The 17,226-nt window shown below is 38.4% G+C and carries 17 protein-coding genes; 10 read left to right on the forward strand and 7 right to left on the reverse strand.

The annotated features are described in order from the left end of the window. Positions 1-129: 129 nt before the first annotated feature. Positions 130-1,329, forward strand: coding sequence for an argininosuccinate synthase (locus tag BMZ31_RS05865; protein WP_090830802.1), 1,200 nt, complete (start codon positions 130-132; stop codon positions 1,327-1,329). Beyond that, the gene (argH, locus tag BMZ31_RS05870) at positions 1,326-2,699 is read left to right on the forward strand and encodes an argininosuccinate lyase (RefSeq protein ID WP_090830803.1); all 1,374 of its coding nucleotides are present in this window, start codon (positions 1,326-1,328) and stop codon (positions 2,697-2,699) included. The genes BMZ31_RS05865 and argH overlap by 4 nt, the downstream gene beginning before the upstream one ends. A 209-nt stretch (positions 2,700-2,908) precedes the next feature. Here the strand turns inward: argH and BMZ31_RS05875 are convergent, their stop codons facing one another. Continuing rightward, positions 2,909-3,361, reverse strand: a complete 453-nt coding sequence (locus tag BMZ31_RS05875) for a universal stress protein (protein WP_090830804.1) — start codon at positions 3,359-3,361, stop codon at positions 2,909-2,911. Between the two features lie 148 nt (positions 3,362-3,509). On the opposite strand from BMZ31_RS05875, the gene BMZ31_RS20240 reads away from it, so the two are divergent. Further along, a complete protein-coding gene (locus BMZ31_RS20240) occupies positions 3,510-3,671 on the forward strand; it encodes a hypothetical protein (RefSeq protein ID WP_175478017.1) in 162 nt (53 codons plus the stop codon). 72 nt (positions 3,672-3,743) lie between these two features. On the opposite strand, the gene BMZ31_RS05880 is transcribed toward BMZ31_RS20240, so the two are convergent. Then, entirely contained in the window at positions 3,744-4,103 is a 360-nt protein-coding gene (locus tag BMZ31_RS05880) for a VOC family protein (RefSeq protein WP_090830805.1), read from the reverse strand. A 140-nt stretch (positions 4,104-4,243) separates the two neighbouring features. After that, positions 4,244-5,539 carry a purine-cytosine permease family protein gene (locus BMZ31_RS05885; protein ID WP_254778638.1) on the reverse strand — a complete coding sequence of 432 codons (1,296 nt, stop codon included), beginning with the start codon at positions 5,537-5,539 and terminating at the stop codon, positions 4,244-4,246. A 268-nt stretch (positions 5,540-5,807) separates the two neighbouring features. Here BMZ31_RS05885 and ald point away from each other — a divergent pair, with 268 nt between their 5' ends. Beyond that, entirely contained in the window at positions 5,808-6,929 is a 1,122-nt protein-coding gene (ald, locus tag BMZ31_RS05890) for an alanine dehydrogenase (protein WP_090830807.1), read from the forward strand. 228 nt (positions 6,930-7,157) lie between these two features. On the opposite strand, the gene BMZ31_RS05895 is transcribed toward ald, so the two are convergent. Continuing rightward, on the reverse strand, positions 7,158-8,255 hold the full coding sequence (locus tag BMZ31_RS05895; protein ID WP_090830808.1) for a M24 family metallopeptidase: 1,098 nt from the start codon (positions 8,253-8,255) through the stop codon (positions 7,158-7,160). Between the two features lie 143 nt (positions 8,256-8,398). Here BMZ31_RS05895 and BMZ31_RS05900 point away from each other — a divergent pair, with 143 nt between their 5' ends. The 3 genes from BMZ31_RS05900 (at position 8,399) to BMZ31_RS05910 (ending at position 10,855) form a co-directional block, all read left to right on the forward strand. Continuing rightward, positions 8,399-9,079, forward strand: a complete 681-nt coding sequence (locus BMZ31_RS05900) for a metal-dependent hydrolase (protein ID WP_090831373.1) — start codon at positions 8,399-8,401, stop codon at positions 9,077-9,079. A 106-nt stretch (positions 9,080-9,185) separates the two neighbouring features. Further along, positions 9,186-9,431, forward strand: coding sequence for a hypothetical protein (locus tag BMZ31_RS05905; protein WP_090830809.1), 246 nt, complete (start codon positions 9,186-9,188; stop codon positions 9,429-9,431). A gap of 104 nt (positions 9,432-9,535) precedes the next feature. Continuing rightward, on the forward strand, positions 9,536-10,855 hold the full coding sequence (locus BMZ31_RS05910) for a CBS domain-containing protein (protein ID WP_090830810.1): 1,320 nt from the start codon (positions 9,536-9,538) through the stop codon (positions 10,853-10,855). 109 nt (positions 10,856-10,964) lie between these two features. Here the strand turns inward: BMZ31_RS05910 and BMZ31_RS05915 are convergent, their stop codons facing one another. Continuing rightward, positions 10,965-11,273 carry a YtpI family protein gene (locus BMZ31_RS05915; protein ID WP_090830811.1) on the reverse strand — a complete coding sequence of 103 codons (309 nt, stop codon included), beginning with the start codon at positions 11,271-11,273 and terminating at the stop codon, positions 10,965-10,967. A gap of 110 nt (positions 11,274-11,383) precedes the next feature. Between BMZ31_RS05915 and BMZ31_RS05920 the strand changes: the two genes are divergently transcribed. After that, a complete protein-coding gene (locus BMZ31_RS05920) occupies positions 11,384-12,316 on the forward strand; it encodes a DHH family phosphoesterase (protein WP_090830812.1) in 933 nt (310 codons plus the stop codon). A gap of 71 nt (positions 12,317-12,387) precedes the next feature. On the opposite strand, the gene ytrI is transcribed toward BMZ31_RS05920, so the two are convergent. Beyond that, positions 12,388-12,891: a sporulation membrane protein YtrI gene (gene ytrI, locus BMZ31_RS05925; protein ID WP_090830813.1), complete on the reverse strand. Its 504-nt coding sequence runs from the start codon at positions 12,889-12,891 to the stop codon at positions 12,388-12,390. Then, entirely contained in the window at positions 12,891-13,226 is a 336-nt protein-coding gene (locus BMZ31_RS05930; protein ID WP_090831374.1) for a sporulation membrane protein YtrH, read from the reverse strand. The genes ytrI and BMZ31_RS05930 overlap by 1 nt, the downstream gene beginning before the upstream one ends. Before the next feature lie 67 nt (positions 13,227-13,293). Here BMZ31_RS05930 and BMZ31_RS20895 point away from each other — a divergent pair, with 67 nt between their 5' ends. Beyond that, positions 13,294-13,416 carry a hypothetical protein gene (locus BMZ31_RS20895; protein WP_302846835.1) on the forward strand — a complete coding sequence of 41 codons (123 nt, stop codon included), beginning with the start codon at positions 13,294-13,296 and terminating at the stop codon, positions 13,414-13,416. A 397-nt stretch (positions 13,417-13,813) separates the two neighbouring features. Next, positions 13,814-17,179: a DNA polymerase III subunit alpha gene (dnaE, locus tag BMZ31_RS05935; RefSeq protein ID WP_090830814.1), complete on the forward strand. Its 3,366-nt coding sequence runs from the start codon at positions 13,814-13,816 to the stop codon at positions 17,177-17,179. Positions 17,180-17,226: the final 47 nt, after the last annotated feature.

Here is a 17,226-nt window from a genome sequence, read left to right on the forward strand (position 1 = left end):
ATTAATTTTTATACTTTTTTATGTATAAGTATTGAATTTTATTATGAGAGTTGCTATTATGATAAAAGAATTTATGTATAAAAATAATATTAATAGAATAATTATTCATATATTAGGAGAGATGAAATCATGAAAAAAGTAGTATTAGCCTATTCAGGCGGATTAGATACATCTGTTGCAATTAAATGGTTAGAAGAACAAGGATATACAGTAATTGCTTGTTGTCTGGATGTCGGGGAAGGGAAAGATTTAGATTTTATCAAAGAAAAGGCATTAAAAATTGGTGCGGCATTTTCTTATGTCATTGATGCAAAAGAAGAGTATGCAAATGAATATGTAAAAATCGCAATGCAAGCTCATACGCTTTATGAAGGTAAGTACCCACTCATTTCTGCTTTATCTAGACCTCTTATCGCAAAAAAACTTGTGGAAATTGCTGAAAAAGAAGGTGCTGTGGCTGTTGCTCATGGATGTACGGGTAAAGGAAATGATCAAGTTCGTTTCGAAGTATCGATTCAGGCATTGAATCCTGATTTGAAAGTATTGGCTCCGGTCCGTGAGTGGAGTTGGTCACGTGAAGAAGAAATTCAATATGCGAAGGACAAAGGTATTCCAATTCCGGTTAACCTAGATAGCCCATTTTCAATCGACCAAAATTTATGGGGACGCAGTAATGAATGCGGCATTCTTGAAGATCCATGGGCTGCACCACCTGAGGAAGCTTATGAACTTACAGCGAGTATCGAAAATGCACCAGATGTTCCTGATATTATTGAAATCGGTTTTGAAGAAGGTGTACCAGTTTCAATTGATGGTCAGACATATAGTTTCTCCCAATTGATTTTGGAACTGAATCAGATTGCCGGGAAACATGGTGTTGGAAGAATCGATCATGTAGAAAATCGTCTTGTCGGTATTAAGTCTCGTGAAGTATACGAATGTCCGGGTGCGATGACTCTATTAAAAGCGCACAAGGAACTTGAAGACTTAACACTTGTAAAAGAGGTTGCACATTTCAAACCAATCATTGAAAAGAAAATCACAGAGCTGATTTATGAAGGACTATGGTTCTCTCCATTAAAGCCTGCGCTGGATGCCTTCTTACAAGAAACACAAAAGTCGGTTACAGGTACGGTAAGAGTAAAACTTTTCAAAGGGCATGCCATTGTTGAGGGGCGAAAATCTCCATATTCTTTGTATGATGAAAAACTTGCAACGTATACGAAGGACGATGAATTTGATCATGGCGCTGCTGTAGGATTCATTAAGCTTTGGGGATTACCGACAAAAGTAAACAGCATTGTGAATAACAAGAAGGTGAACGTGTGAAGAAATTATGGGGCGGGCGATTTACAAAAACGGCCGAAGAATGGATTGATGAATTCGGTGCATCCATCGAATTCGATCAGGAACTAGTCCTAGAAGATATTGAAGGAAGCATCGCACACGCTAAGATGCTTGAAAAATGTGAGATACTTACCGCTAAAGAAGCTGGAAAGATTGTTGAAGGATTATTGAAACTCAAAGAAAAAGCGGTAAATCAAGAAATTCAATACGAAGTCAGTCTTGAAGATATCCACTTGAATTTGGAAAAATTCCTTACTGATGATATCGGTGCCGTTGGGGGAAAGTTACACACGGCGCGAAGCCGAAATGACCAGGTTGCTACTGACATGCATTTGTATTTAAAAAGGAATGTTAACAACATTATCCAGTACATTGAACAAATGCAAACTGCTCTTTTGAAGCAAGCTGAAAAACATGTGGAAACCATTTTTCCAGGTTATACACATTTGCAAAGAGCTCAGCCTGTATCTTTCGCTCACCACCTCCTTGCCTATTTTTGGATGCTGCAACGAGATAAAGAACGATTTCAAGACAGCCTTAAGAGAGTAGATATTTCTCCTCTTGGAGCTGGAGCTTTGGCTGGTACAACTTTTCCAATTGACCGTGACTATGCGGCGAGCTTACTTGGTTTTGCTGCTGTATATGAAAATAGCATGGATGCTGTGAGTGACCGAGATTTTATTGTAGAATTCCATTCAAACAGTTCTATGCTTATGATGCATCTTTCTCGTTTAAGTGAGGAATTTATTTTATGGACCAGTCATGAATTTCAATTCATTGAACTTGAAGATAAGTATGCTACGGGTAGTAGTATCATGCCTCAAAAGAAGAATCCAGATATGGCTGAACTTATTCGAGGAAAAACAGGTAGGGTGTACGGAAATCTGATGGGGTTGCTTACTCTCTTAAAAGGACTTCCGTTAGCTTATAACAAAGACATGCAAGAGGATAAGGAAGGCATGTTTGATACTGTTAAAACAGTGCTTGGTTCATTGAAAATCTTCGCAGGAATGATTGAAACAATGACAGTGAAGAAAGAGAATATGGAAAAAGCAACAAAAAGTGATTTTTCCAATGCCACTGAATTGGCAGATTATCTTGCTGCAAAAGGACTTCCTTTTAGAGAAGCGCATGAGGTAGTAGGAAAGTTAGTGTTATCATGTATCCAAAAGGGGTGTTTCCTCTCTGACTTACCTTTACAAGAATTACAGGTAGCCTCTCCTTTATTTGATGAGGAAGTGTACACTGCACTGGATCCATATATGGCGGTAAAAAGAAGGAACTCTCTTGGCGGAACAGGTTTTGCACAAGTTGTAGCAGCTATCGATAAGGCCAAAGAGAAATTTAAATAGTAGAATTTATTTTCTAAGTAATCTAAGTGACACTTTTGTAAATTCGAGAACCTCATCTAAATGATGAGGTCTTTTTTCTACGTGAAATTGACCTCAGACGACTGATGAAAAAAGAAAGACCTCGAAGTACGAGGTCTTTCGGTTCAATATGGAAATATTTATCGTTCTATATAGGTGTCATTTTGGTTAGTGATTGGACTAATGACGAGTTAAACTTCTTCTTTTTCGGTTCTCACAATGAGTACGTCACATGGCGCATATCTTGTGACATGTTCAGAAACACTGCCGATGAGGAATCTTTCTACGACATTTAGTCCGGTTGCACCGCAAATGATTAAATCGATCCCATTCTTCTTGGCGATATCTTTTGGGATTTTGACTTTAGGTGAACCATAATCAATGATATAATTCACTTCTTTTACTCCGGAATCGATAGCAAGCTTTTTGTACTTCTCCATTAATTCAGTTGCAAAGCGGTCGGCTCTTTCTGCTGTAGTTCGGTCATATGCTTCAACAGTGGCGAAGGTGCGAGTGTCGATGACATGGGCTACCAAAAGGCGCGAGCTATTTCTTTTGGCAATTTCTATCGCTTTTTTGAAAGCCCATTCCGCTTCTTTTGAACCATCTACCGCTACTAGGATGTTTGTGTATTTTTGTCCCATGATCGTGACCTCCTTTAGTCTAGCTCAAGCGCTTTAAAACGCTTTTACTTTTCTTACCTTTATTATACAGTAAAAAACGGTGTATAAATGTCACAACTTTCCGAACAATAATCAAGTAAACATATTGAAGGAAAAGGAGAGATTTATTATGAAAAAACGTGAACCAGAAGCAAATCAATACGGAAGTACTTATGATGAAAATGGAACAAATGAAGTAAGCCAACAGATTATGGATGCTTATAACAGTGGTGTTATTGATCATGCTCAAGGGCAAGCAACAGAACAAGGGAATGAAAATAACTATCAATAAAATCTAATACAAAAAACAACTCGTCACATTGGACGAGTTGTTTTTTTAGTGCTTTTATCGTATCTTAAACGATTAATCGAATTGGAGATATTCAAGAATGTTACCAAAGGGGTCTCGGAAGCTGATAAATTTACCAGGAGGACACACTTCCGGCTCACCTACAATGAAGTCTACATTATGTTCTTTGAGAAGTTTCACTGTTTGATGAATATCTTCTGTTTTTAACCCTAAAACCACACCTCTAGTAGTAATATCGAGATTATTTAAAGCATTTTCTGACTCCTCTAGTACGATTGGTAGTTCTCCATGAACGAGTGTTACAATTTTTGGACCATATTGTTTATTTACCTCAAATCCTAAAACCGTGGTGTAAAAATCGATTGCCTTTTGAATATTAGGTACATAGATTCCGATTACACAAACTTGACTCATAAATTTGCCTCCAATCATTGTTTTCTACCTGTTTCAAATATTCTCCTTATTAACAGAAATTCCCTTCTTGATTTAATCACTATCAGGATGAAAATAAAAATGACGTGTTAAATCTACACGTCATTACAAAAGAAAATTGATTAAAGTCTTTTCTTTCTTTTTCCTATGATATGAATACAAAAGTACACCAGGCCAGTGACGAAAAATGAAACAAACCCAGGCGAAGCATTCTTCGGAAAAATAAGATAGATAATTGAACCAATAAGCATGGCCCATAGAGCATAAAAGTTTATAGGATACCGGTTATTCAAGACTCTTGAGAGCAGTTCTTCTGAAAGTGAAGCTTTTTGAATGTATAAAAAATCGATGACAATGACAGCTGATACTGGAATAATGAATGCACCCAGATAAGAGATAAACGTTTGCGCTTCTTCAATTAAGACTGGAAATAAGCTGAGCCCGACAGCTGCAAGCCCAAAAATGATGGAGCTCTTAATTCGACCAATCCCATGAAAGGTATTTAATAGACTAAAGCCACCTGTATAGGCATTGTTCATATTAATGGAAATCATACTTACCATGGAACATAGCAGAATCAATGCGGTAAAAGGGATGGAATGGCTAATGGCTACCGCCCCGACAAATGGATTCCATTCTCCCAATAGACTTGCGGAAAAGGCCGCAAGCAGAGCTGTCATAAAGAAGCCAAACGTATTTCCTGTAAATAGTCCCCAAAAAGCAATCTTCGCTGACTTAGCATATCTCGCCATATCAGATGATGCGCTTACTCCAGATACATACTGAACAAATGCAATGCTCGCAAATAAAAAGAAGTTCTGATAGTTCCAATCTTGATTAGATAGGGATGTAAGTGTTTCATTCGTTGATTGATACCTGATAAAGAAGATGAGAAGAACGATTTGACCTGTAATAAGGACAGGTAAGAACCATTTTACAGCTTTTTTTACGGTTTCAAATCCATACAAGGCAAGCAACCCCATGATCACTGCAAAAATCATTGCAATAGGGGTGAATGAAAATTTTAGTCCTGTTATTTCATGAATAAGTTCTATAAAGACGATTGTACCTCCGATTGTCTGAACACAAAACCAATAGAGAGAAGTGATTGTCCTGATTGGAGATGCGATAAATCTTGCAACATTTGTCCCAAGGATGCTTCTTATCGCGTACTGTGCAGGCAAACCATTATTTGCTCCTGGAAGAGATAGCAAGGATACCAATAGAAAAGCAGCTGCGACACCAAGTACTGTAGAAAGTATGGCAGCATAAAATGAAAGACCTCCAGTTAAGACTGCTAAGGCCGGAACTAGGAAGTTTCCAGAGTTAACCGAGAAGGCAAGTTGTAGAATGAAGTATTCAAAAAATGAAGTCTTTTTCAACTCGTTAGGAATTGCTTCTAAACCGAATTTCTCCATTTGAATGCGACTATCATTCTCCCTTTTGGCTTGAGAGAGCATAAGCAATTTCCTCTTTTCGATGTAATGATATTATTATATAAAATTGTTGATTCATTTAGTGATAAAATTTTTCTTTTGAACCATACAACAATCTGATAGAATGTAAGTGCTTACAATTATTTTAATGGCGTCTATTAAATTTCTCTTTGTTCTTAGGAGCGAAAGGTGATATAGTATATTCGCTACTTGATTTAGCTAGAAATTATTTTATGGGAGGTATGCAATAATGCGTATCGGAGTACCTGCAGAAATAAAGAATAATGAAAATCGTGTCGCTATGACACCAGCTGGCGTAGTCAATTTGGTGAAATTCGGACATGAAGTATACATAGAGAGTGGTGCTGGACTAGGTTCAGGCTTCACTGATGAAGATTATAAAGTTGCTGGAGCGCTAATTGTTGATAGCGCGGAAGAAGCATGGTCAAAAGATATGGTTATGAAAGTAAAGGAACCGCTTCCAAGTGAATATGGTTTTTTCCGTGAAGGTTTAATCTTGTTCACATATTTACACTTAGCTCCTGAACCAGAACTTACTAAAGCTTTAATTGAAAACAAAGTAATTGGTATCGCTTACGAGACTGTTCAATTATCAAACGGTTCACTTCCGTTGTTAACGCCTATGAGTGAAGTGGCTGGTAGAATGGCTCCACAAATCGGTGCTCAATTCTTGGAAAAAGTTCACGGCGGTAAAGGTATCCTATTATCAGGCGTACCAGGTGTACAACGTGGAACAGTAACAATTATCGGTGGTGGCGTTGCAGGAACTAACGCTGCGAAAATGGCAATCGGATTAGGTGCAAAAGTTACTATGATCGATTTGAATCCAGACCGTTTACGTCAACTTGATGATATTTTTGGTTCAGATGTAACAACTCTTATGTCTAACCCATACAACATTGCTGAAGCAGTAAAAGAATCTGACCTTGTAATTGGTGCAGTTCTTATCCCTGGTGCAAAGGCGCCAAAGCTTGTAACAGAAGAAATGATTCAAGCAATGACACCTGGCAGCGTAGTTGTTGATATTGCGATTGACCAAGGTGGTATTTTCGAAACAACGGACCGCATTACTACACATGACAACCCAACATACGAAAAGCATGGAGTTGTTCATTATGCAGTGGCAAACATGCCTGGAGCTGTTCCACGTACATCAACGCTTGCTCTAACAAACGTTACTGTTCCTTACGCAGTTCAAATTGCGAACAAAGGTTACAAGAATGCTTGCTTAGAAAACGAAGCGTTGTTAAAAGGTATCAATACCTTAGGCGGATATGTGACGTATCAAGCCGTTGCAGAATCTCATGGGTTAGAATACTCAGACACTCGTTCATTATTAGAGCAACTTTAAGATATACAAAGATAGCTTGTACTTGCTGTTTATGTAGTAGTACAAGCTTTTTTTGCTATTTTAGTCACATGTACATTCTTTAGTAGTCATAAATAAGAAGAGGGATTCCATCAACGGTGGAATCCCTCTTCTTATTTTGAGTTTTATTTAATGGCTCTATTAAATTTGCCTGTTGCCTTCCGTTCTAATAAACATTGTTCAAAAATCAACATTAAACTTTAAGATAGCCTATTTAATAACCAAAAGTTCTTTCGGGAACTTCGTTAAGATTTCGACTCCGTTAGCCGTAACGACAACGTCATCTTCAATTCTTACTCCTGCAACATCCGGCACGTAAATCCCTGGTTCAATTGTAAATACCATACCTTCTTGTAACTTTAAATCATTTGTTTCTGTCATGGAAGGATACTCATGAACGCTGATTCCTAATCCATGTCCAAGGCGATGCGGGAAGTAGTCTCCATAACCTGCGTCGGCGATAATGTTACGGGCTGCCAAATCAATTGTCGAACATGCTACCCCTGGCTTAACTGCATCTAGGGCTGCAAGCTGTCCTTTTAACACTGTATTGTAAATTTCTTTCTGCTTGTCGCTTATGTCACCGAATGCGACAGTACGTGTAATGTCAGAACAATATCCATCAATCACGACGCCAAGATCAAAAAGAACGAGGTCACCACGCTGGATTTTTGTCATTCCTGGTGTGCCATGTGGTGCTGATGCATTGGCGCCTGTCAAAACCATAGTGGAGAACGACATTTTGTTAACGCCTTTCTTTTTCAAGGCAAATTCCACTGCGGATAGAACATCAAGTTCAGATTTTCCTTCAGCTATTTCTTCGACTCCTACTTCGATTGCATAGTCAGCAAGCGCACACGCCTCGCGAAGAATGCCTAATTCTTTCTCATCCTTCACCATGCGTAAAACACGGATCTTTTCTTCCGCTGAAATAAACGTTGCTTGCGGGAACAATTGAGAAATTGCTTCATATCTTTCGACATTCATATGTTCTTTCTCAATGGCTACATTGCCTACATTGCCTACTCTTGAGCCAATGGCTTTTTGTACTAACTCCCAAGGACGATCAATGTCACTATGATCGACGATGTCCAATTTCCACCCAGCATGTCTTGCTTCTTGCTTATCCATAGCCGGGCAAACCAGGAATGGCTCTGCATCTTGAAATACTGCAAGTGCCAATAGGCGCTCATGTGGATTACTATAAAAACCGGTAAAGTAAAAAACACTTTCAGATGATGTTAAAAATGTGACTTGCACATCGTTTTCCTTCATCCATCCTGATAGTTTGTCAAATCTTTCGTTCAATGTATAATCCCCCTTAGAATAATTGTGAATGTTGATATGTAAGGATTTTAAGGACTATGGAATTGGGTAAGAATAGAGTGTCGGCAGGAATTCCTTCCGTTAGGTTGAATAACTATATTACTACTGCGAAAGGAGCAATAAACATGAAAGTATCCTATCACGGACATTCCGTTGTAAAAATAGAAACGGAAGGTAAAACCATTCTTATTGATCCATTTATCTCAGGCAATCAACTTACTGATCTAGAAGTCAATCGTGTCCATCCTGATGTTATTATTCTAACACACGGACACTCAGACCATGTAGGAGATACAGTAGAATTGGCTAAGAAAAATAATTCACTTGTTATAGCGAACTTCGAACTAGCAACGTATTTAGGCTGGCAAGGAGTAAAAACTCATGCTATGCACATTGGTGGTGCCTATCAATTTGAATTCGGGAAAGTTAAATTGACACAAGCTTTCCATGGAACTGGTATGGAAACGGAGGATAAGAACTTTATTTATCTTGGGATGCCAGCGGGGATTTTGTTCATGTCAGAAGGAAAAACAATCTATCATGCTGGTGACACAGGTCTGTTTTCCGATATGAAATTAATAGGTCAACGCCATCCAATTGATATAGCATTTTTACCTATTGGGGATAATTTCACGATGGGACCTGAGGACGCTGCATATGCGGCTGAACTATTGAACGCGAAATTGACTGTTCCCATTCATTTCAACACATTCCCACCTATAAAGCAGGATCCACAACTATTTATTCAATTGTTGGACAAGCAAAAAGGTAGAGTATTGAGTCCGGGAGAAGCAATAGAACTTTGATCACTTACTGACGAATATGTACACGGAACTATAAGCCAATCCTCTTCTATTTTGTAAACTTCATGCATACAAATGAAACAAGCATGTACCTTTAGGAGGAGAATTGATGAAGAAGAATCGATATCTACTTTGTCTGTTGGTTTGTGGACTGCTATTATATTTTGCGGTCCCGCGCATTTCTATCACGGCAGAAGGATTACCAGGTTTTTTTGCCATTGCATGGCTACTGCTTGCCTTGTTTGTTGTTGCTGGTAATCTAATAGGTATTCTTTATAGCCCAAGAAAAGCGACAAATCGAGCTATGCTGCATTCCGAAAGAATTCAAAAAAGGATTCGACAGTTCAACAGATAAACATTCTTGTTTTCGTTATCGCATTGTGCCAAGACTTTTTAAACTTTATAATATAAATAGAAACACGAAAAATATATGGATTTTGAAGATAAAGGGTGAAGGTCTTGGCAACAAAGCATGAACAAATACTGGAGTATATCGATGAACTGCCTATAGGTGAAAAAATATCAGTACGGCAGATTGCCAAGGCAATGAGCGTAAGTGAGGGAACTGCCTACAGGGCGATTAAAGATGCCGAAAATAAAGGTTTTGTTAGTACAATCGAACGTGTAGGTACAATCAGGATCGAACGCAAGAAAAAGGAAAATATCGAGAAACTTACATATGCAGAAGTTGTAAATATTGTTGATGGACAAGTCCTGGGTGGAAAAGCGGGTTTACACAAAACTCTTAATAAATTCGTCATTGGTGCGATGGAACTTGAGGCAATGATGCGTTATACAGGTGCTGGTAACTTGTTAATCGTAGGAAATCGCACAAGAGCTCATGGATATGCTCTTAGAGCAGGGGCAGCCGTACTAATCACGGGTGGTTTTGATACGGAAGAAGAAGTGAAAAAACTAGCCGATGAACTACAGTTACCCATTATCTCGACTAGTTATGACACCTTTACCGTAGCAACCATGATCAACCGCGCCATCTATGACCAATTAATCAAAAAGGAAATTATCCTGGTTGAAGATATTTTGACACCACTGGATGAAACGATTTATTTAAAAACGACTGACAAAGTGGAGCAATGGCATACATATAATCGTGAATCATTACATAGTCGCTATCCAGTCGTTGATAACAATATGAAGATTCAAGGCATGATTACGGCAAAGGATATCATGGGACAGAGCTATGACACATCCATTGATCGGATCATGACGAAGAATCCAATGATTGTAAGTGGCAAAACAAGCGTTGCGTCAGCTGCTCACATGATGGTATGGGAAGGAATTGAGGTTCTACCCGTAGTCGACGAAGGTAACAAGCTAGAGGGAATCATTAGTAGGCAGGATGTTCTGAAGGCCTTGCAAATGAACCAAAGGCAGCCCCAGGTCGGTGAAACGCTGGATGATGCGGTAACGAACCAACTTGTACTGATGCGAGGGAAAACGAAAGGCGAGGATATTTTTCGTTGCGAAGTTACTCCTCAGATGACGAATCATCTTGGTACGATCTCATATGGGGTCTTTACAACGATTGTTACTGAAGCCGCCAATCGTGTTTTAAGAGGATACAAAAAAGGTGATTTAGTTGTTGAAAACATGACCATTTACTTTATCAAGCCGGTTCAAATTGACAGTACGCTTGATGTGTATCCGAAAATTCTTGAAGTCGGAAGAAAATTTGGTAAAGTGGATGTCGAAGTTTTCAATGAAGGAATATTGGTGGGCAAGGCCATGATGATGTGTCAATTGATTGACAGGCATTAACCTATTCTTTATTTCAGTTAGACTTTTACCAATAGAAGAATAAAAGCCGCTTCAACAAAGAAGCGGCTTCTTATCTTCTATTCATTCATGAACAGATATGAATTTTTGATTAGTTTTTGCCATTAAGCTGCTCGAATTCTTTAATCGCAAGTGGTAAGTATGTTTTGTAAGCTTTATAACCTGCCCAAATACTTAATACTCCAATCAAGATGAAAATCGAGGAGATTACATAAGTAGTCGTTGTGCTATATAGAAATAGCTGGTTCACTCCAAACAAGCCTACAAATAATCCTAGGGCGATGCTGGATTTTCCTGATAGCCATTTTCTTTCTGCAGGACGGTTGCTACGGACATATTTCATTTTATAAAATACATAGAAAGCAAATGAGAGAACGATAAATATTACTAGAGTTGGCATGTTTTGAATTCCTCCATGAACTTATTCTCGTTTCTTATTCTAATTGTTTTTTAATGGAATTGCTATGATAGGATTTTACAAAAATAATTTCAGACTTAAAGGAGAACTTTATGAAAAAGCAAATTTTACAAACGATAGAGCAATATGAAACGATCATTGTTCACCGCCATGTACGTCCAGATCCAGATGCCTATGGTTCCCAATGCGGGCTGGTCGAAATTTTAAAAGCATCATTCCCCCAAAAAAACATCTATGCAGTTGGTAAAGAAGAAGAATCGCTCCATTTTCTCAGAAGGTTAGATCAAATAGATGACAGTGTTTATGAAGGGGCGCTTGTTATTGTTTGTGATACGGCGAATGAGGAGCGCATTTGTGACGAGCGTTATAAATTGGCAGATAAACTCATTAAAATCGATCATCATCCAAATGAAGATCCTTATGGAGACATTTTATGGGTCGATACAACAGCTAGTTCTGCAAGTGAGATGATTTATGAGTTCTATTTATTTGGTCGTGAAAAAGGGTTGCAAATGAATGATGAGTCCGCTCGCCTCCTATATGCAGGAATTGTTGGAGATACGGGAAGATTTCTTTTCCCAAGCACTTCAGAAAAAACATTTGCTTATGCAGGAGAACTAATCCGCTATTCTTTTTCTCGTACGGAAATGTATGACCGTATGTATGAACTCAAACCGAATGTTGTAAAATTAAGCGGATATGTACTGCAAAATTTTGAAATGCACGAAAATGGAGTTGCTTCAGTGACTCTATCTAAAGAACTGCTTGCCACATATGAGGCAAAGGCATCTGAAGCTTCATTATTAGTTGGTACACTTGGAAATGTTGCAGGTATCAAGGCATGGGTTTTCTTTATTGAAGAACATGATCAAATTCGGGTTCGTTTGCGTTCGAAAGGACCTGTCATCAATGGAGTTGCCCGGAATTATAAGGGAGGGGGACATCCGTTAGCTGCAGGGGCATCTATTCATAACTGGAGCGAAGCCAAAGCAGTTATTAGTGAACTTGAAGAGGTTTGTCAGTAATTATGAAAAAAGGGGATGGCTCGAATCGAGTCATCCCCCTTATTGTTTATTCATACTGCATGAATCTCCACTCACTCCAGAAGGAGATTCACTTGAATGGATAAAGTAGTGTAAATGAATACTTCCTTTACTTGAAGACGGTATCTTTTGTCATTTATCTTAACCGTCTTGTTTTCAATTGCTTTTTTTAGAAGCGACCTGCTTTTAAACACAGACTCTAGATCCTTTGCTTTCATCACATCGAGATCCTCGTTAATCTCTTGCTCTACCTCAAAAATACTGAAAGCATCCAACTCATCGTATTTATCCCCATTCGCTATTTTGACACTTATTTTTTGAACTGTTAATTGTTCCATGTTTTTCTTATTTAAAGCTTGAAATTCATCTTGCCATATCTTTATGTCACTTTTAAGCTCCATTATCGTATCGCTTTGTTTATGGAGTAATTTTGCCTGTTTTTCTTGGAGAACTCCATAAATGTATATAAATACGAGCCAACTGATTATCGCTCCGATGGCCATTCCTCCAAAAAGACGCTGCCACGATGACTGTCTATAAAACGGCGGAATCCTCATTAGGATATATGCTCCTGTGTAAGCCAGCTAAGAATTGTTGCTCCCGTTTGAGCGCCTCCCATAGCGGACATAATCAACAGGAACTGTTTGAATAAATCCTTTGTGTCTGCATTAAATAGACCTTTTTCAAAACTATAAACAGTATCAAAAGTTCCACCAATCGCCGCAACGATGGCCCAAATTTTTAAAGAGGATGCAATTCGGAATATTGCAGTCATAGGGGGCTGACCCGTTAAGAATGCAGCCATGGCACCAATGAGGGCACCGCCTAATAAAACTCCGAGTGCGATAAAGTAACTCTCTATAAAAGTAGGAAAAAAACCGATTTCTTTCATTCCTTTAACCGTCCTCATCCTGCAAATTTACTTCCTTAATCCATTTTATGGACGAACATAGCCGAATATGTCCAATTGGATCTTCCGCTTTTCTAAATTGGTAATGTTAAAGTACATTGTTGATTTGTTGCACTTTGTTGATTGGAGCGGAAAGCAAGCGTCTGGAGCGGAAATCAACAGGCAAGCTTAACAGAGAACTAAAATAAAGGCTCTTTTCTAAAAGATTGTTGTTTTTTAAATAAGTTTTTTGAGAACAAGTCATTAACATTGAAGTTGATTGGAGCGGAAGGTGCGAGACTCCTGCGGGAATAGCGGGACAGGTGAGACCCCGCAGGCGCATTTGCGCCGAGGAGGCTCACCGCACGCCCAAGACGAATTTGTCCATGAAAAAGCCGGCATTAAGGCTTTTTCATAATTCGTAACGCGGAAAGCGAGCATCCTGGAGTGGAAATCAACTACTACAATCTATTTGATAAATAGCAACAATGTTAACGAAAACATTCAAATAAAAACAGAACATATTTTCTTTTTTTAAAATGAAGATTTATAATAGAAGGATAAAGGTAGTTTATAAGGGTGTGAAAAAAGTGTCTTTTATTCACCTGCATGTTTATAGTGCATTTAGTTTATTAACGAGTACAGCAAAAGTGGAAGATTTGGTATCAAATGCAAAAAGTAAAGGCTTCAATGCGATTGCACTTACCGACCGCAATGTGATGCATGGCACAGTTGCCTTTTATAAAGAGTGCTTAAAACAACAAATCAAGCCAATTTTAGGATTAACCGTTGATGTTGAAAGTGAAATCAACCCCACAAGTTCTTTTCCTCTTATTCTTTTAGCTGAAAATAATTCCGGATTTGAAAATTTATTGAAAATCAGCAGTGTCGTCCAAACAAAGGCAGAAAACGGAATACCTCTCAAATGGCTGAAGCATTATTCTGCCGGACTTGTTGCCATTAGCCCTGGAAAAGAGGGGGAAATAGAAAATTACTTATTAGAAGGTAACCTTTCTGCGGCTGAAGAAACTCTGACTAAGTTTAAAAGTATATTCTCAGAAAGCAACCTCTTTTTTGCCATACAAGATCAGAGACTAACAGGCGAGCAAGAATTGAATCAATTAGTCAAAACGTTTACGGATAGATTTGGAATTCCTTTAGTTGGTACCAATTCCGTTTATTATTTAGAAAAAGAAGATTCGTTTGCTCAGGAATGTTTGCTTGCCATTAAAAATGGTGAAAAGCTGCAGGACGAACATCGTGAGACGTTACCAAGTAACCAATACTACCTAAAGACAGTGGATGAAATGACAGAATGCTTGTCTGACTTTCCTGAGGCTTTGGAAAATACAATAACAATCACTGAGAGATGTAATGTGTTACTTGAACTTAACAGACAGTTGCTCCCTAAATACCCAGTACAAGCAGGAGAGAGTTCAGAAGAATTACTTGAACGGCTTTGTCATGAAGGATTGGAAAAGCGGTACACACAAGTACAGGAACTCCATCTATCACGATTAAAGTACGAGCTCTCTGTTATTAAGAAGATGAAGTTTAGCGATTACTTTTTAATTGTTTGGGATTTTATGAGTTTTGCAAGGTCTAAAGGAATATTAACTGGACCTGGGAGGGGTTCTGCTGCAGGTTCACTCGTCGCCTATGCTTTGCAAATTACCGATGTTGACCCTATAGAACATGAACTATTATTCGAGCGATTCTTGAATCCCGAGAGGATATCTATGCCAGATATCGATATCGACTTTCCTGATCACCGTCGGGATGAAGTGATTGAATATGTTGCCGCTAAATATGGGGAGTTGCATGTTGCACAAATCGTAACCTTTGGAACAATGGCCACGAAAGCTGCCTTAAGGGATGTCGGAAGAGCGTTCGGACTAAATCCAAAAGAGTTGGACATGCTTTCTAGATTGGTTCCTTCCCGCCTCGGTATATCGCTTGAGGCTGCTTACAACGAATCGCAAGCTTTAAGGACATTCGTCAATGAAAACAATCTTAATGCCAGGTTGTTTGAAACGGCTCTAAAACTCGAGGGGCTTCCAAGGCATATTTCCACCCACGCAGCTGGAGTGGTCATTAGCGAAAAACCACTTGTCGAACTAGTACCAATTCAAAAAGGACATAATGGAATCTATTTGACTCAGTACTCCATGGAATATCTTGAAGAAATTGGCCTTCTTAAAATGGATTTTCTCGGACTGAGAAATTTAACTCTTATTGGTTCGATTCTCGATTCCATTCGTAAAAAAAAGGGAGAGAAACTAGATATACGTTCCATCCCTTTAAATGATGAAAAAACATTCGAGTTATTAGCAAGAGGCGAAACATCAGGAATCTTCCAACTGGAATCTGAAGGAATGAAAAAAGTATTAACGCGTTTAAAACCAACTAGTTTTGAAGATATCGTGGCAGTTAACGCTTTATATAGACCAGGTCCAATGGAGAATATCCCTTCTTTTATCGATCGTAAGCATGGTAAAGAGGAGATTGTCTATCCACATCCTGATTTAAAGCCGATATTGGAAAAAACATATGGTGTAATTGTTTACCAAGAGCAAATCATGCAAATTGCCTATAAAATGGCGGGCTTCTCGCTTGGAGAAGCTGATTTACTTAGACGTGCAGTAGGTAAAAAGAAGAAAGAAGTTCTAGACAAAGAACGTCAGCACTTTATAAAAGGTTCACTACAGCAAGGATACACAGAAAAATTGGCCGATGAAATCTATGATTTGATCGTAAAATTTGCGAATTATGGATTCAATCGAAGTCATGCTGTAGCTTATAGTGTAATCTCTTACCAGCTAGCCTATTTAAAAGCGCATTATTTTTCTTATTTCATGGCAGAATTACTTTCCGCATCTATTGGAAATGATATAAGAATTACACAATATATTCGTGAATTAAAACAAAATGGTATAAGTGTCCTCGCACCATCTATCAATAAAAGCAGCTATCGTTTTCAAGTAGAGACGAACTCAATCCGCTATAGTCTGTCTGCGATAAAAGGTGTTGGCTCGACTGTCATTAAAGAAATACTTCAAGCAAGAAAACAAAAAAAGTTCGATGACTTATTTGATTTTTGCATAAGAGTTTCTATGAAGATAGTCAATCGTAAGATACTTGAAACTTTAGTGCATTCGGGATGCTTTGACGAGTTTGGGGAGGATCGTGCAGTCCTGCTGGCAAGCCTTGATGTGGCCATTGAACATGCACAGCTTGTTAAGCCTGATGATGATAACCAATTTGACCTATTTGCGGATGATGAATTTTCTCTAAAGCCTAAGTATGTCGAAGTGGACACAATACGGATTGAAGACAAGCTTTATCATGAGAAACTGGCTCTCGGTTTATATTTGTCTGATCATCCTCTTTCAGCTTATGAACAGGAACTGAAAAAGAAGGGTGCATCGTCATTATTCGAACTGGATCAGCAAAAGAAATGGTGTTCGACCGGAGTCTATATTACAGAAGTGAAGAAAATACGAACAAAAAAAGGCGAAGCCATGGCATTTTTGACCGTCAGTGATTCAACTGATGAAATGGAAGCAATCGCTTTTCCTACTGTTTTCAAGAAATCGTCTACCTTAATGAATCAAGGGGAAATAGTTGTCCTCGAAGGAAAGGTAGAAGAACGGGACGGAAAGTGGCAGTTATTGATACAAAATGTTATCGAGATGGACGAATGGTTAAAATCTAAATCTGTCTTGGAAAAGGTTTTATACTTGAAAATCGAAGAAAAGAGAAATACGCCTGATGGTCTTAAAGCCTTAAAAGAAATGCTCAAAGATGATAAAGGCGATACAGATGTTGTCTTATTTTATGAGTCATCCAAAAAATCAGTTCGATTAACAAAAGAGTTTGGAGTTAGTCCCACGCCGTCATTATTAATAAAATTAAGGGACTTCTTAGGAACAAATAATGTTATCTTGAGAGAATAACTATTTACAAAGAATGAAGATGTGATATATTGGATAGGAGATTATGT

The organism is Bacillus sp. cl95 (assembly GCF_900115925.1).
Taxonomy (GTDB): domain Bacteria; phylum Bacillota; class Bacilli; order Bacillales; family Cytobacillaceae; genus Neobacillus_A.

Coding starts and splice junctions, on each gene's coding strand:
- BMZ31_RS05865 (WP_090830802.1), top strand. CDS start 130: ATGAAAAAAGTAGTATTAGCCTATTCAGGCGGATTAGATACATCTGTT.
- BMZ31_RS05875 (WP_090830804.1), bottom strand. CDS start 3,361: ATGGGACAAAAATACACAAACATCCTAGTAGCGGTAGATGGTTCAAAA.
- BMZ31_RS20240 (WP_175478017.1), top strand. CDS start 3,510: ATGAAAAAACGTGAACCAGAAGCAAATCAATACGGAAGTACTTATGAT.
- BMZ31_RS05880 (WP_090830805.1), bottom strand. CDS start 4,103: ATGAGTCAAGTTTGTGTAATCGGAATCTATGTACCTAATATTCAAAAG.
- BMZ31_RS05885 (WP_254778638.1), bottom strand. CDS start 5,539: ATGGAGAAATTCGGTTTAGAAGCAATTCCTAACGAGTTGAAAAAGACT.
- ald (WP_090830807.1), top strand. CDS start 5,808: ATGCGTATCGGAGTACCTGCAGAAATAAAGAATAATGAAAATCGTGTC.
- BMZ31_RS05900 (WP_090831373.1), top strand. CDS start 8,399: ATGAAAGTATCCTATCACGGACATTCCGTTGTAAAAATAGAAACGGAA.
- BMZ31_RS05905 (WP_090830809.1), top strand. CDS start 9,186: ATGAAGAAGAATCGATATCTACTTTGTCTGTTGGTTTGTGGACTGCTA.
- BMZ31_RS05915 (WP_090830811.1), bottom strand. CDS start 11,273: ATGCCAACTCTAGTAATATTTATCGTTCTCTCATTTGCTTTCTATGTA.
- BMZ31_RS05920 (WP_090830812.1), top strand. CDS start 11,384: ATGAAAAAGCAAATTTTACAAACGATAGAGCAATATGAAACGATCATT.
- ytrI (WP_090830813.1), bottom strand. CDS start 12,891: ATGAGGATTCCGCCGTTTTATAGACAGTCATCGTGGCAGCGTCTTTTT.
- BMZ31_RS05930 (WP_090831374.1), bottom strand. CDS start 13,226: ATGAAAGAAATCGGTTTTTTTCCTACTTTTATAGAGAGTTACTTTATC.
- BMZ31_RS20895 (WP_302846835.1), top strand. CDS start 13,294: ATGTCCAATTGGATCTTCCGCTTTTCTAAATTGGTAATGTTAAAGTAC.